This window comes from Chryseobacterium sp. 22532 (assembly GCF_052044665.1).
Taxonomy (GTDB): domain Bacteria; phylum Bacteroidota; class Bacteroidia; order Flavobacteriales; family Weeksellaceae; genus Chryseobacterium; species Chryseobacterium lathyri.
Map to the genome: position 1 here is coordinate 455680 of NZ_JBQENJ010000001.1, position 15987 is coordinate 471666.

Annotated in this window: 9 protein-coding genes; all 9 read left to right on the plus strand. The window is 40.5% G+C overall.

Translation table 11 applies throughout. The annotated features are described in order from the left end of the window. The first annotated feature begins 37 nt into the window (after positions 1 to 37). The 9 genes from ACTJIV_RS02230 to ACTJIV_RS02270 all read left to right on the plus strand — a co-directional run bounded on the left by ACTJIV_RS02230 (position 38) and on the right by ACTJIV_RS02270 (position 15987). The gene (locus ACTJIV_RS02230) at positions 38 to 1630 is read left to right on the plus strand and encodes a SusD/RagB family nutrient-binding outer membrane lipoprotein (protein WP_223558081.1); all 1593 of its coding nucleotides are present in this window, start codon (positions 38 to 40) and stop codon (positions 1628 to 1630) included. 183 nt (positions 1631 to 1813) lie between these two features. Then, the gene (locus ACTJIV_RS02235) at positions 1814 to 3100 is read left to right on the plus strand and encodes an MFS transporter (protein WP_440625345.1); all 1287 of its coding nucleotides are present in this window, start codon (positions 1814 to 1816) and stop codon (positions 3098 to 3100) included. Positions 3101 to 3143: 43 nt separating this feature from the next. Next, positions 3144 to 4115 carry a glycoside hydrolase family 130 protein gene (locus ACTJIV_RS02240; RefSeq protein WP_111958778.1) on the plus strand — a complete coding sequence of 324 codons (972 nt, stop codon included), beginning with the start codon at positions 3144 to 3146 and terminating at the stop codon, positions 4113 to 4115. Between the two features lie 118 nt (positions 4116 to 4233). Then, positions 4234 to 6468 carry a GH92 family glycosyl hydrolase gene (locus tag ACTJIV_RS02245; protein WP_440625348.1) on the plus strand — a complete coding sequence of 745 codons (2235 nt, stop codon included), beginning with the start codon at positions 4234 to 4236 and terminating at the stop codon, positions 6466 to 6468. 29 nt (positions 6469 to 6497) lie between these two features. Further along, positions 6498 to 7925, plus strand: a complete 1428-nt coding sequence (locus ACTJIV_RS02250) for a glycoside hydrolase family 125 protein (RefSeq protein WP_336377835.1) — start codon at positions 6498 to 6500, stop codon at positions 7923 to 7925. 34 nt (positions 7926 to 7959) lie between these two features. Next, positions 7960 to 10284, plus strand: coding sequence for a glucosamine-6-phosphate isomerase (locus tag ACTJIV_RS02255; RefSeq protein ID WP_440625350.1), 2325 nt, complete (start codon positions 7960 to 7962; stop codon positions 10282 to 10284). Positions 10285 to 10359: 75 nt separating this feature from the next. Continuing rightward, complete coding sequence (locus tag ACTJIV_RS02260; RefSeq protein ID WP_440625352.1) at positions 10360 to 12498, plus strand: endo-beta-N-acetylglucosaminidase H; 2139 nt, start codon at positions 10360 to 10362, stop codon at positions 12496 to 12498. 56 nt (positions 12499 to 12554) lie between these two features. Continuing rightward, entirely contained in the window at positions 12555 to 14969 is a 2415-nt protein-coding gene (locus ACTJIV_RS02265) for an endo-beta-N-acetylglucosaminidase H (RefSeq protein WP_440625354.1), read from the plus strand. 142 nt (positions 14970 to 15111) lie between these two features. Next, complete coding sequence (locus ACTJIV_RS02270; RefSeq protein WP_440625356.1) at positions 15112 to 15987, plus strand: ROK family protein; 876 nt, start codon at positions 15112 to 15114, stop codon at positions 15985 to 15987.

Genomic DNA, 15987 nt, shown 5'->3' on the forward strand with positions numbered 1-15987 from the left:
TACAATAATAATGAAAAATAAATATTTTAAAATATTAATGTTAGGTACAATAGGACTTTTACCCTTATTAAACTGTACCGGCAATTTTGAAGAAATAGATTCTGAATACAATGGGGTTTATGACGAGCAGCTTTTGGCAGATTTCGCGTTGCTTACCAATCCTTTAAGACAGATACAAAGCAATTTGCAAAATCCTCAAAACTGGATTTATCAATTGCAAACTAATTTAAATGCAGATATGTACAGTGGTTTTTTCAGTACAGCAACCCGTTATAATGGAGGAATAAACAATACCACATATTTTATGATGGATGGCTGGAACGAAAGAATTATGCTCAATCAATTGGAAGATGTTAATCAGCAATACAAAAATTTCAAGTTAAACGCTCCGAAATATTATCCGGGAATAGATTTTTCTCAATCTTTAGCAGTTCTTAATATTTCAAGAATTTTGGCAGCACAAAAAGTTTCAGATGCTCACGGGCCGGTAATTTATAGCAAATTTGAAACACCCGGAGCCAATGGTATTACAGATTTTGACTCTCAACAAGATGCTTATAATCATTTCGTTACCGATCTTAATGCAGCGATTGTTGCATTACAAAAACCAATTGGAGTAGAAGATAAAGCGGTAATTTCTAAATCAGACCTGGTTTTTGGGGGAAATACTGCTAATTGGGCAAAGCTGGCCAACTCTCTGAAACTGAGATATGCCATCAGAATCAGCTATGCAGATCCTGCAAAAGCAAAACAATATGCAGAAGAAGCACTTGCGTCATCTGCTGGATTAATCGATGATACTTCAGAAAATGCTTTGGTTTCTTATGGAAAGGCTTCTCCATTGTTTGATATTATTTATTCTTGGGGTGATTGTAAAATCGGAGCCCCTCTGATGGCATACATGAATGGTTATAATGATCCGAGAATTTCCTTATATGCACAGCCTGCAACCGATGCAGGTGTATTAAACCAATATGTGGGAGTAAGGCAAGGTGTGGATTTGAGTCCGGGTTACGGAAGCTACTCAAAGGCAGCTGCGATCTCTGCTAATGGAGATTACTTTTCTGGCTCCAATGGTAAAAACAAAATTTTTACTGCTGCTGAAGCATGGTTCTTGAAAGCAGAAGCTGCTATAAGAGGCTATGCAGGTGCTGGTGATGCAGGAACCAATTATAACAAAGGAATTTCTGTGTCTTTAGAAGAGTGGGGAAAGGCTGGAGGCTATGATGCTTATGTAAATAATTCTACCTCTACAGAAGCCCCTTATATAGATCCCAAAAATCATTCTAACGATATTTTGCCGGGAAACCCACAGCTAAGTACCATTACCATAAAATGGAATGCCACAGATTCTTTTGAAAGAAAATTAGAAAGAATTATGACCCAGAAATGGATTGCGCTTTATCCTGATGGTGCAGAAGCATGGGCAGAACAAAGAAGAACGGGTTATCCAATCATCTTCAAAAATGTATTGAATGATAGCCAGGGAACGATAAGCACTGATGCTATGATCAGAAGAATCCCTATCCCATCAAAATACCGTAACAGTACTTTGAACTATGCACAAGCTGTCCAATTACTGGGAGGCCCCGATACAGGCGGAACCAGGTTATGGTGGGATAAAAAATAATAATTTTAAGCAGATCAATTATAAAGATAAAGAGGCCGTCTCAAAAGTTAGATTTAATTTTTTCATTTCGGCAGGAGAAATATCGGATAAACACTTGTTTTAAAGATTCTTCAATTTTAGTTTCGTTTCAATTCGGAATGATGCTTTTGAGAGGCCTTCTTTTCTTTACTATTTTATTTGAATATGGGAAACAATAAGTCTGAAACTCGCTCAGTAAAACCGATCCTCTGGATCTCTACATTATATTTTGCAATGGGAATACCCTTTGTGACCATTAATGCGGTTTCCGGAATTATGTACAAGGATATGGGTGTTTCAGATTCCAAGATTACATTCTGGACAGCGCTTATTATGTTTTCCTGGACATTAAAACCTCTATGGAGTCCTTTTCTTGAGATCTATAAAACAAAAAAGTTCTTTGTTGTTGCAACTCAGTTTGCCATAGGAATTCTGTTCGCTTTGGTTGCATTAACGCTTCCTCTGCCGGATTTTTTCAAATATAGTATTGCTCTTTTTTCGGTCGTTGCATTCTGCGGAGCCACACATGATATAGCTGCAGACGGGACCTATATCAATTTTTTAACGAACAAAGAGCAAGCAAAATATATCGGATGGCAGGGCGCTTTTTACAATCTGGCTAAAATCATAAGCAGCGGAGTTCTGGTTTATTTTGCAGGAGTTTTGGAGAAAACCAAAGGAGTCACCAGTGCCTGGATGATCATCATGGGAATTTATGGTCTTTTGTTTTTTGCCCTGGCTTTGTACCATTATGCTGTTTTACCGAAAGAAAATAAGCAGGAAAAAGAAACCAGAAAAGCAGGAAATGTCCGTAAAGAGCTTTTGGAGGTGATCATCTCTTTCTTCAAAAAGAAAAATATCATGTGGGCGGTACTGTTTATTATCCTGTATCGTTTTGCAGAAGGATTTGCGATAAAAATCGCTCCCCTGTTTTTCAAAGCTCCGAGAACTTCAGGAGGTCTTGGATTATCCACATCGGATATTGGGCTTATTTATGGGACCTATGGTTCAGCAGCCTTTATTTTGGGATCTGTGTTGGCAGGCTACTTTATTGCTGCCAGAGGATTGAAAAAATCTTTAATCTGGTTATGCTCAGCCTTTAATATTCCATTTATAGTTTATGCATTACTGGCCTATTTCCAGCCGGCAGAACTTCTTCCGGTAGGAATTGCAGTTGTAGTTGAATATTTTGGCTACGGATTCGGTTTTGTAGGACTCATGCTTTATATTATGCAGCAGATCGCACCGGGCGAACATAAAACGGCTCACTATGCTTTTGCAACCGGGATTATGAATCTTGGGGTAATGATTCCCGGAATGTTCAGCGGGATGATCAGTGATTGGGTAGGTTACAAAATGTTTTTTATCTGGGTACTTATTGCTACCATACCTGCTTTTGTCGTGACCCTTTTGGTTCCGTTTTCATATCCTGAAAAACTAAAAGAACACTAAATCATTTTATTAAATACATTAAATAAAAAAGTAAAAATACTTTATGACATTTCAACCAGCAAAGATCCCTTGGCAGGATCGTCCGGAAGAGAGCCGGGATATAATGTGGCGTTACTCTGCAAATCCGATTATCAACAGATATGCAATACCTACGTCCAACAGCATTTTTAACAGTGCGGTGGTTCCTTTTGAAGATGGATTCGCAGGAGTTTTCCGTTGCGATAACAAAGCAGTGCAGATGAATATTTTTGCAGGTTTCAGTAAAGATGGGATCAATTGGGAGATCAATCATGACCCGATTGATATGAAAGCCGGAAATACAGAAATGATAGAATCGGATTATAAATATGATCCCCGTGTTGCCTTTATAGAAGACCGATACTGGATCACGTGGTGTAACGGATACCATGGACCTACTATAGGAATTGCCTATACTTTTGATTTTAAAGAATTCTTTCAGTGTGAAAATGCATTCCTTCCCTTCAACAGAAACGGGGTTCTTTTCCCTGAGAAAATAAACGGTAAATATGCCATGCTGAGCAGACCGAGCGATAACGGGCATACGCCTTTCGGAGATATCTACATCAGCTACAGCCCGGATATGAAATACTGGGGCGAGCACCGTTGCGTGATGAAAGTAGCACCGTTTGAAGACAGTGCATGGCAATGTACAAAAATAGGGGCAGGACCTGTTCCGATTAAAACGGATGAAGGGTGGCTGCTTTTTTATCACGGAGTGATCAATACCTGCAGAGGGTTCCGTTATTCTATGGGAGCATCACTGCTTGACCTTGAAGATCCGTCAAAAGTATTGTACAGAACGAAGCCTTATTTACTGGCTCCGGCAGAATTGTATGAACTTACGGGAGATATTCCGAATGTGGTTTTCCCGTGTGCTGCCCTTTCAGAAGGAGATAAGGTAACTGTATATTATGGAGCCGCGGATACCGTTGTGGCCATTGCGTTTGGATATATTTCTGAAATTATTGATTTTATGAAAAAGAATTCGCTGTAAGCGGATTCAAAATATAAATAATATACCGGTCACTGCTTGTTGAAATCATTGTTTCGGTTTTTATATTGTTAAATAAACTCCTATCTTGAGAAATTTTTAAGATTTCCCTATTATGATTATGAAAAAAGAACTGCTTATATTTTTATCAATGATCCTGTTTTCTCATGTGGGAAATGCCCAGCAACGGAAGGATGATGTTCTTTCATGGGTAGATCCTTTCATCGGAACAGGAGGACACGGCCATACATTTCCCGGAGCGACTACACCTTTTGGAATGATCCAGCTCAGTCCGGATCAGAATACTAAAAGCGGCGATTGGGACTGGTGTTCGGGATACCATTACAGCAGTAAAACCATTATGGGATTCAGTCATAATCATCTCAGCGGAACAGGTTGGGCAGATCTTGGAGATATTTTAGTGATGCCAACCGTCGGGAAAATAAAGATGCTTCCAGGTTCTGAGGACAAACCGGAAAGTGGCTACCGGTCGACATTCAGTCACGACAAAGAAACGGCTTCACCGGGATATTATTCCGTGATGTTGGACAGCTACGGAATTAAAGCCGAGCTGACCGCTTCTCCGAGAGTAGGTTTCCATAAATATACCTTCCCAAAGAGTGAAGAATCTAATGTCATCATTGATCCTACCAATAAAATTTTCGGGAATATTTACCATACGCTGGTAAGCATAGAAGGAAACAATAAGATCAAAGGATACTGCTACAGCAACGGCTGGGGCGGAAAACGTTTTGCTTATTTCGTGATGGAATTTTCAAAACCTTTTAAATCCTATGGAACTTATTCTGAAGGAAAAATAAAAGAGAACGAAAAAATAGCGCTAGCTAAAGATGCCAAAGCTTTCGTGAGATTTTCAACCCAGGAAAATGAAAGTATAGAGGTTAAAGTCTCCTTATCTCCTGTAAGTACGGAAGGTGCTCAGGAAAACTTTGATGCCGAAGCTAAGAACGTAGATTTTGCACAAGCTAAAGAAACGGCTCAGAATACCTGGAGAGATCTAATCAACAGATTCCAGGTGACCGGCGGTACGGACGACCAGAGAAAAATCTTCTATACTGGAGTGTACCACACCTTTATCGCTCCTAATCTGTATATGGATACCAATGGAGATTATGTTGCTGCACAGGAAAATATGAATACTAAATGGTTTACCAACTACAGTACCTATTCCTATTGGGACGGCTTCAGAGCAACCCATCCTTTGCTAACCATTATGGATCAGAAACATACAAAAGAATTTGCCAACTCGCTGATCAGCAGATACACAGACCGCAAAGATCACATGCCAATCTGGGAACTTTGTGGTTACGATAATTTTTGCATGCTTGGTTATCACAGTGTATCCGTAATCTGGGATGCCATTTCCAAAGGCGTACCGGGTATTGATCAGGAAAAAGCATTTGCAGCAATGAAAGATGCTTCTTTAACGGATAAAATGAGCAGCAGTGATGGCGGTGGCGGCCTTAATGATTATATCAAATTAGGGTACACACCATCTGAAAACGGGGCTTCAGTCTCTGCAACGCTGGAATATGCGTATGATGACTGGTGCATTCAGCAGCTTGCCGAGAAATTGGGTAAAAAAGAAGAGGCAGAAGTTTATAAGAAACGTTCTATGAATTTCCTGAATACCTTCAACAAAGAAAATAATCATTTCTGGCCAAGACAAAAGAACGGTGAATTCCTTGCTGATTTTACTTTAAACGACTGGAAAAAACTACAGCCACACTGGGTTTCCGGAAATATATGGGCATATGATTTCTTCGTTCCTCACCAGATTGATGAAATGATGAATTTATACGGAGGTAAAAAAGGATTTGAAGAAAAACTGGACAAAACCTTTACCGAAGAACTTAAAATGCTCGGTGAGCAGCATGTAGATATTTCAGGATTCATCGGTTCTCTGGGATTTGGTGATGAGCCGGGACATCATGTTCCTTACCTGTACAACTATGCGGGAGCTCCTTACAAAACCCAGAAAATGGTCAAATTCATCCGCGATAATATGTATGCGGCAAAACCGGACGGGATTGTCAATAACGAAGACTGCGGCCAGATGTCTGCATGGTATATTTTCTCATCATTAGGATTCTATCCTGTAACTCCAGGAAAACCAGTATACGCAATCGGAGCGCCACAGTTTCCGAAAGCATCTTTAAAGCTGGAAAATGGAAAAACCTTCACGGTGATTGCGGATAAAATTTCCGATAAAAACATCTACGTTCAGAAAATGTTCCTGAATGGGAAAGAATTCAAAAGCTGGGAAATCAATCACAGCGACATTATGAATGGAGGCGAGCTGAAATTTGTAATGGGAAGCAAGCCTGTAAAATAGATCAAACAATAACGAAATATAAAAGTATAATGGAAAGGAGAAAGTTTATAAAGACAAGTGCACTGGCAGGAGCGGGACTGATGTTTACTCAAAATGTTTTCGCAAAAACATTAAGCGTAGAAAATTTCCCTGTAGTCCGCGTTCCGAAAGATAAAAGACATTTTACGAGTGAAGCGGTAGAAAGTGCAATTGAAGCTTTTAAAAAGAAAGTGAAGAATAAAGAGCTGTCGTGGCTTTTTGAAAACTGCTTTCCCAATACTTTAGATACCACCGTTTTTTATAAAGAAATCAATGGAACTCCGGATACTTACGTTATTACGGGAGATATTGATGCCATGTGGCTTCGCGATAGTTCTGCACAGGTTTTTCCATACCTGCAGTTCTCAAAAAAGGATGAAAAACTTCATAAACTGATCTCCGGGGTCATTCACAAACAGACAGAATTCATCCTTAAAGATCCTTATGCCAATGCTTTCTATAACGACGAAAATAAAATAAGCAAGTGGAAAGAATATGATCATACGGATATGAAACCCGGCACCCACGAAAGAAAATGGGAGATCGATTCATTATGCTATCCAATTCGTTTGGCTTACCATTTCTGGAAGACGACGGGAGATACAAAACCCTTTGATAACAACTGGCTGCAGGGAATCAAGCTTACTCTGCAAACCTTTACAGAGCAGCAGAGAAAAACAGATCTGGGACCCTATAAATTTGAACGTACAACAGCCTGGGCAACAGACGGAATTCCAATGGGCGGTTACGGCTATCCGACAAAACCTGTAGGATTGATCAATTCTATGTTCCGTCCGAGTGATGATGCTACCATCTATGCTTTCCTTATCCCTTCCAATTTATTTGCAGTCGTGAGTTTACGTCAGGCAGCGGAAATGGTTTCACAGATCAAAAATGAAAAAATGTTAGCCCAGCAGCTAAATAGCCTGGCTGATGAGGTAGACGCCGCCATCAAGAAGTACGGAATCTACGATCACCTTCAATATGGAAAGATTTATGCGTTCGAAACGAATGGATTCGGGAGTTATAATTTAATGGATGATGCCAACTGTCCAAGCCTTCTGGGCCTTCCTTATCTGGGGGCTGTAAAAGCTGATGATCCGGTTTATGTAAATACCAGAAATTATGTTTGGTCACAGGATAACCCGTTCTTTTTCAAAGGAAAACTTGCAGAAGGAATCGGCGGCCCGCACATCGGTCTTGATATGATCTGGCCGATGAGTATCATCATGAAAGCGCTTACTTCCAATGACAAGAAGGAAATAAAATGGTGTATAGAAACCCTGCAGAAAACTCATGGAGGAACAGGATTTATGCATGAATCCTTCCACAAGGATAACGATAAGAAATTTACCAGGGAATGGTTTGCCTGGGCCAATACATTGTTTGGAGAACTATTATGGAAAACCTTTAATGAGAATCCTGACCTGCTGACTTAAGGTTGTTCCCGTATAAAACAAAATACAAAACGTAATGGAAAAGAACAAAACTTTTACGCCCGTAGAACAGTCATTTTTAAATGATGTTCCACGCAACAATAAGGTAAATGTTCCCTATATCGTTGTAGATAACTTTCCGAATTTAGGGATGCTTACAGCCCTGCGCTTTCTGGAGTGGGTTCATGAAAACCCGGCCGGAGTCATCAGTCTTCCCACGGGTAAAACGCCGGAATATTTTATTTTCTGGACCCAACATATTCTTGAAAACTGGGACAACGAAAGCATCCTTGAACTGAGGAAGAAACACGGATTGATGTTTCAGGATAAACCCTCACTGGCAGAACTTTATTTTGTTCAGATTGATGAATTTTATCCTATACAGTCATCACAGGCGAATAGCTTTTATCATTACGTCAACAAATATTATATTGAAGGTTTTGGACTGAAACGTGAAAATGCACTGCTCGTCAATTCCAATGAAATTCCTTTAGCAGAAGGTAAGGGTTTTGAAGAAATTTTCCCGGATCATAAAGTAAACCTTGAGCTGAGATACCGCGAAGCCCGGAATCCTCAGGAAAAACTACAGAAAGAATCTATTTTTTTAATTGATAACTGGTGCTCGGAATATGAGCAGAAGATCCGTGGGTTGGGTGGAATAGGTTTTTTTCTGGGCGGAATAGGTCCCGATGGCCATATCGCTTTCAATATCAAAGGTTCCGATCCTTACTCTACCACACGGCTTACATCCACCAATTTTGAAACCCAGGCTGTTGCAGCAGGAGATCTCGGAGGAATTGAAATTTCAAAGGAAAGGCTGGTGATCACCATTGGTCTGGAAACCATTACCCATAACAAAGATGCCGTAGCCATTATTTTCGCGGCAGGAGAAGCAAAGGCTCCTGTGATAAAAAATGCTCTTGAGCTTCCGCCATCCAACATATATCCGGCCTCTGTTCTTGCAGGGCTCCCGAATGGAAGATTCTATATCACGTTGGGAGCGGCAAGTATGCTGAATGATTATATTGATGATTACTACCATTCTGGCAGCTGGTCACAGGAAAAAACAGACAAAGCCATCATGTCCCTGACCCGGAAGCTGAATAAATATGCGGAACATCTAACATTGGATGATCTCAGAGAAGATCAGTATACACAGCTTATTCCCGGCCTTAGCGAACATACCGTTCAATCTGTCATTGATTCCATTAACGGGAAAATTAAAAAAGGAACAGAAAGGCTCAGCAGCGAAGTTTTTTACCATACCGGACCACATCACGATGATATTTCTTTAGGATTGCTGCCTTATATCCACTATCAGTCGCGTAATGAGACCAATGCATCCCATTATTCGGTTCTTACTTCAGGATTTACGGCGGTTACCAATAAGTTTCTGATAAAAATTCTGAATGACACTCTTTATTTTGTGAAGAAAGATGAAATAGAAATGCTTCAGTACCCCGATTTTTTTGAAGCAGGATATAAAAATAAAAAAGATAAAGACGTCTACCATTACCTGATCAATATTGCCTCCGGAAGTGCTTACGAAAGGTCGAGAGCCGTTTCCCACAGAATGGTAAGGAATATTGTTGAGCTCTGGAATCTCAAAAACAGACAGGATCTGGAAACCAGGATCAGTGAAATCATCACTGCCGTGAATTTCAGCTATGACGGACAAAATCCTGAGCCAAAGATCCAGACCTTAAAAGGTATGATCCGTGAATATGAAGAAGAGCTGGTATGGGCCCACTTCGGAGTGAGAACCAAAAATGTTCATCATCTGAGACTGGGATTTTATACCGGTGCGATTTTTACGGAGAAACCCAACCGGGAAAGAGATGTTATCCCGATCCTCAAACAGCTGCGGGAGATAGATCCTACCGTAATCAGCCTGGCATTTGACCCCGAAGGCAGCGGTCCCGACACCCATTACAAAGTTCTGCAGGCCATAGCCGAAGCTGTAAGGGAATGGGGCAAAGAAAAAGATCTTTCAAATATTAAAATCTGGGGGTACAGAAATGTTTGGTATCAGTTTAATGCAGCGGATGTCACCCATATTTTCCCTGTATCGCTGAATGCCATGAGTACGATGGATGAAAGCTTTACCAACAGCTACATGAGCCAGGTGGATGCTTCGTTCCCGAGTTACCGTTACGATGGAAAATTCAGTCACCTTTCCATTCAGACCTGGGTGGAGCAACTGAAAGATGTTCAGCTGGTTTTAGGAAAACCTTATTTCTACGACAATGAAAGTCCGCGTCTCAGGGCAACCCATGGTCTGCTCTTTTTCAAAGAAATGGATGTGGAAGAATTTTTGAAATCGGCCCGTGAGCTGGAAAAGTCAACGGAAGGAGCCTTCTAGTCTGTATTTATATTGCAAATTTAAATTTCAAGGAAGAAATTTCAGATCATACCAAAACAACTTAAAAAAAACATTATGAAAAAAGCCATTACTATGTTGATCGTAATGATCATTCATGCCATTCCTGTGCTGAATGCACAACAGCTTAATCCTACAGGAATATGCTATGTGGAGGTAAACAACAACAATATCCTGAATGCAGGTTCATACAAACTGCAGACATCAGGTAAATACTTGTTTAATGTCGTCAATATTTTTGCTGCCAACATTAATTATGATACAGGCAGAGGCAGGCCTTATCTGTACTGTAATAACAACGTTACAAAAGTGTTGACCAACGCAGATACTTACATAAAGCCCCTTCAGGCAAAAGGAATGAAGGTGGTACTGACTATTTTGGGGAACCATCAGGGGGCGGGTATTTGTAATTTTCCAACCCGTGAATCAGCCAGGGATTTTGCCCAGCAGCTTGCCCATACTGTAAATACTTATGGGTTAGACGGAATTGACTTTGACGATGAATATTCTGATTACGGACAAAACGGAACCGGCCAACCCAACGCAAGTTCTTTTGTGATGCTTGTACAGGAATTAAAAGCTTTACTGCCGGATAAAATGATCACTTTTTATTACTATGGCCCTGCTGCTTCAAGACTTTCATGGAACGGACTTAGAGTAGGGGATTATGTCAACTACAGCTGGAATGCTATGTACGGAACTTTTTCCGCCCCTAATGTTCCGCCTCTTACCAATGCACAGATCTCTCCGGCAGCTGTATGGCTGGGAAATACTTCCAATTCCACTACAACCAGCCTGGCTACCCAGACGAAGAACGGCGGATACGGAGTATTTATGTGGTACGATCTGCACGGAACCAATGAAACATCACAGCTTTCAGCCGGAACACAGACATTATATGGGGAACAGACTATCTTAAGCACTGCCTTACAGTCATGGACACAGGGAACCAATTGTGATGCCCCGATAGGATTATTTACCAGCAATCTTACAGGAACAAGTGCAAAATTAAACTGGTCAGCCGTAGGAACCAGCACTTATGATGTAGATTATAAACCGGCTACTTCTACTACATGGACGAATGTTGCAACAGCTACAACAGCTACATCTGTAACCATATCAGGATTAACAGCCAATACGGAATACGACTGGAGAATCAGAACTAACTGTAGCGTAAAGAGTACCTATATGTTTGCCCCGAGATTCAACAGCGGAACAGGAACAGCTCCTTCGGGATCGACCTCTCTTTCTTTGGATGGAAGCACGGAATCTGGTGCAGCGGGAACCATCAATTTAAGCGGATCTGCATTATCACTGGAGGGCTGGATAAAACCATCCTCTTTTAAATCGGCATCCCCTTATATTTCATCTCTTTTAGGAACGGAGGTAAGCGACAGCAATTCAGCATTTTTAAGATTAGGCGATGCCAATATTGCCAATAACAAACTGCAATTTGTGGTAAGCATCAATAATGTGCAGCAAAAACTGACCGCTGCTACAGCATTGAATGCCAATACATGGTATCATGTTGCAGCAACCTACGACGGTTCTGCCATGAAAATTTATATCAATGGAGTTCTTGATGCGACTAAATCCCAGACCGGAAGCGTTTCCTCCAGCGGAGCATTCAATGTAGGATATTTATACAATACATCAAGGAATTTCAATGGTAAAATAGATGAGGTGAGAGTTTGGAAAAGAGCATTAAGCCAGACAGAAATCAGCCAGAATATGTGTAATGTGACTCTTCCGGCAACTTCTCTTACAGCCTACTGGAAATTTAATGAAGGGAGTGGTTCTTCGGTTCAGGACAGTTCAGGAAACGGAATTACTCTGACATTAACGGGAGTGGATGCTTCCAACTGGGGAACAGATATACCTTGTCCAGCAGGAATTCAAAAAGTTTCAACAGCAAGAATCCAAAATGCAGGTCTTGAAGAAGTTACAGCAAAAAAGATAAAGTTATACCCGAATCCTGCAAGTAAATCTTTGCCATTTACAGTTTCAGTTCCCGACGAATATAATAAAGGAAAACTAACGGTATATAGCCTTACCGGGAATCCTCTGGAAACAAAAACAATCAATGCAGGAGATCAGCAGTATGATCTTTCAAGACTTAAAGAAGGCAATTATATCATTCAGTTTGAATCTCAAAATGGAAGCCTGAAACAAGCTGAAAAATTAATTATAAAATAAAAAATCATCATCATCGGGCTCCGGCCCGGTGATTTTACCGAAACTAAATTAATACTATGAAAAAAAAATCTATTCTTACCGCCCTGATCTTACTGGTCATTCACGGGGCATCCATACTTAAAGCCCAACAGCTCAATTCTTTGGGAGTCTGCTATGTGGAGGTGAACAACAATAATATGCTGAATGCTGGGTCGTATACTTTGCAGAACACAAACAGACAGCTTTTTGATGTAGCAATTATTTTTGCTGCCAATATTAATTATGATGTTTCCAAAAGCAGGGCCTATATTTCGAATAACAATAACGTCACAAAAGTCCTGAATGACGTTAATACCTACGTCCGCCCCTTACAGCTGAAAGGAATTAAGGTACTTCTGGATATCCTCGGAAATCATCAGGGAGCCGGAATTTCCAATTTCCCGAACCGGGAAGCTGCACGTGATTTTGCCCGGCAGCTAGCCCATACCGTTTACACCTATGGTTTGGATGGGGTGGATCTTGACGATGAATATGCAGGCTACGGAAATAACGGGACTGGGCAACCCAACAGCAGCTCTTTTGTAATGCTTTTGCAGGAGCTAAAGGCAGCAATGCCGGATAAGCTGATCACCTTTTATTATTTAGGACCGGCAACTTCAAGACAAAGCTACAACGGTGATGCAGCCGGAAATTATATCAATTACAGCTGGAATCCCTATTATGGAACTTACAGTGCGCCTTCCGTACCGCCCCTTACCAATTCCAAGCTTTCTGCAGCAGCTACATGGATACAGAATTCAAATCCTCAGTCCACTTCTGCTGCTACTCTTTCCACTTTGGCAACCAATACAATTAATGACGGTTATGGCGTTTTTATGTGGTACGATCTTAACGGAGTTAATAATGCTAGTTATTTAAGCACTGGGTCAAATATTCTGTACAACGAAAATACCCTGCTTACCGGACCGCTTTATTCCTGGGCCCAGGGAGATGCCTGTGACCCGCCTCTAGGACTTGAAGCGACTAATACCACCGGAACTTCAGCTAAATTAAACTGGACAGGCAATGCTTCCCAGACCTATAATATTGATTATAAACCAGCTAATTCAACTACTTGGACAAACATTGCAAGTAATTATTCCGGAAACAATATTATGGTTAATAACCTGACGCTGAATACGGATTATGACTGGAGAATACAGTCGAACTGCTCAGCAACTATAAAAAGTACCTATTTATTTGCTCCCCGTTTTAATTCCGGCAGTACATGTGGAACACCCTCTGGAATGAAGTCTGAAAGCTTTTTGGGAACAACCACCAAAGTATCATGGGATGTGGTAGCAAGTGCTTCCGGCTATAATTTACAGTATAAAACAGCTGCAGCAACAACCTGGACTGATGTTCAGAATATTTCCACAAACTCTTATACCTTACCGGGATTAACGGAGAATACAAATTATGTATGGAAAGTACAGGCTGTATGTGGTGGAACAACCACCAGCGTATATTCGGGAGAGTCAACATTCAACAGTGGATTTGCTCCCGTGCAGAGCCCTGGCGCAAGATCACTTTCTTTTAACGGAAGCACAAACTACCTGAATGCAGGGCAATTTAATCTTAGTGGAAACGCAGTGACATTTGAAGGTTGGGTTAAAGTAAATGCCTTCAAACCCAGTTTTCCCTATATCTCATCAGTAATTGGAATTGAAGTGGGAGATAGTAACTCTGCAATGCTGAGATTTGGAGATGGGAACCTGGCTAATAATAAGCTGCAATTTATCTTAAGCTTCGGATCTGCTCAGGTAAAACTTAACAGTGTTACAGCATTGACAACTAATATATGGAATCATGTAGCTGCAACCTACGATGGATCAGCAATGAAAATCTATATCAATGGGGTGCTTGATGCCAGTGTAGCTGCTTCCGGAAATTTTACAGCAAACGGAATTCTTTATCTGGCCAGAAATTATGATAATTCCCGTACCCTTAACGGATTCCTGGATGAATTCAGGGTTTGGAAAAGAGCATTGACCGCTTCAGAAATTCTTACCAATAACTGTAACGTTCCGGCCGGTTCTCCCAATCTTGAAGCCAACTGGAAAATGAACGAAGGCAGCGGAAACGGGGCTTTAGATGCTACAGCAAACACTCATTTTGCGACTCTGGTCAATATGTCAGCTTCCAACTGGCGAACAGATGTAGCCTGTGCTGCAGCGTTATCAACAAAAGATATTGCTTCAGAAAAAAATAACATGAACTACGCTTATCCAAATCCTGTTAAAAAAGGAAATGATATTCATTTTACCATTAAAGATAAATCTGCCAGTGAAATCACGTTATATGATATGGTAGGAAAATTAATAATGAACCAAAAAATTAATAAGAATGATGTGGTTATTAATACCGGGAACTTATCTGCAGGAACTTATATTTATAAGATCAATTCAAAAGACGGTAAGATGAAATCTTCGGGAAAGGTGATCATAGAATAAAATTTGAATCCTCAACAGGCGTATAAAAAGTAAAAATAAAATTAGGGGATTTAGGATGACAGGCGGGGAGTATAAAATACTTTCCTGTCTGTCCCTTTTAATGAAAAAGAATAATTTATACAGAATATAAAGAAAGAATATAATGCAGAATATAGTAGGAATAGACATTGGTGGCTCGCACATCACCATGGCGCAGGTTGATCCTGAAAAACGTGAAATTATCAGTTCTACCTATGTGAGAGAACATGTGGACTCCTTCGGGACACGCGAAACCATTTTTTCTTCCTGGATCTCAGCCATCGAAAAAGTGATCCATAACCTTGTCAGAAATGAACTTCTGATCGGTATAGCCATGCCGGGTCCTTTTGATTATGAAAATGGAATATCGCTGATGCAGCAGGGAAAATTTATTGATATTTATAAAGTCAATATTAAAGACGAATTAGCTCAAAGACTTTCAGTTTCCCCGGATCAGATTCATTTTGTGAATGATGCCGGAGCCTTTCTTGAAGGGGAAGTTTTTGGCGGTTGTGTGCAGGAATATAATAAGATTTTTGGAGTCACCCTCGGGACAGGTCTGGGAACAGCTTTCTATAATGGAGAAACAGCTTCAGATGAAGATTTATGGGATTCGCCTTTCAAAGATTCTATCTGTGAAGATTATCTGGCAACACGCTGGTTTGTCAATCAGTATGCTGCTTTGACTGGTGGAACTATATCCGGAACCAAAGATTTATTGGATCAGCCCGAGGAGATACAAACCAGAATGTTTAACGACTATGCAGATTCTTTTGCCGGGTTCATTATAAAATATGTAAAAGACTATAACCCTGAAGTGCTGGTCATTGGCGGAAATATCGCAAAAGTGTATCCTTACTTTAAAAAGAGGTTAAATCAGCATTTAGCAGAGCATAAAATCAATCTTCATATTAAAATTTCTGCTATTTTTGAAGATGCAGCTATTCTTGGTGCTGCAGGGTATGCTTTGAAAAAAGCCAGGATCAATTTAACAAAATGA

Coding starts and splice junctions, on each gene's coding strand:
- ACTJIV_RS02235 (WP_440625345.1), top strand. CDS start 1,814: ATGGGAAACAATAAGTCTGAAACTCGCTCAGTAAAACCGATCCTCTGG.
- ACTJIV_RS02260 (WP_440625352.1), top strand. CDS start 10,360: ATGAAAAAAGCCATTACTATGTTGATCGTAATGATCATTCATGCCATT.
- ACTJIV_RS02250 (WP_336377835.1), top strand. CDS start 6,498: ATGGAAAGGAGAAAGTTTATAAAGACAAGTGCACTGGCAGGAGCGGGA.
- ACTJIV_RS02240 (WP_111958778.1), top strand. CDS start 3,144: ATGACATTTCAACCAGCAAAGATCCCTTGGCAGGATCGTCCGGAAGAG.
- ACTJIV_RS02265 (WP_440625354.1), top strand. CDS start 12,555: ATGAAAAAAAAATCTATTCTTACCGCCCTGATCTTACTGGTCATTCAC.
- ACTJIV_RS02255 (WP_440625350.1), top strand. CDS start 7,960: ATGGAAAAGAACAAAACTTTTACGCCCGTAGAACAGTCATTTTTAAAT.
- ACTJIV_RS02270 (WP_440625356.1), top strand. CDS start 15,112: ATGCAGAATATAGTAGGAATAGACATTGGTGGCTCGCACATCACCATG.
- ACTJIV_RS02245 (WP_440625348.1), top strand. CDS start 4,234: ATGAAAAAAGAACTGCTTATATTTTTATCAATGATCCTGTTTTCTCAT.
- ACTJIV_RS02230 (WP_223558081.1), top strand. CDS start 38: ATGTTAGGTACAATAGGACTTTTACCCTTATTAAACTGTACCGGCAAT.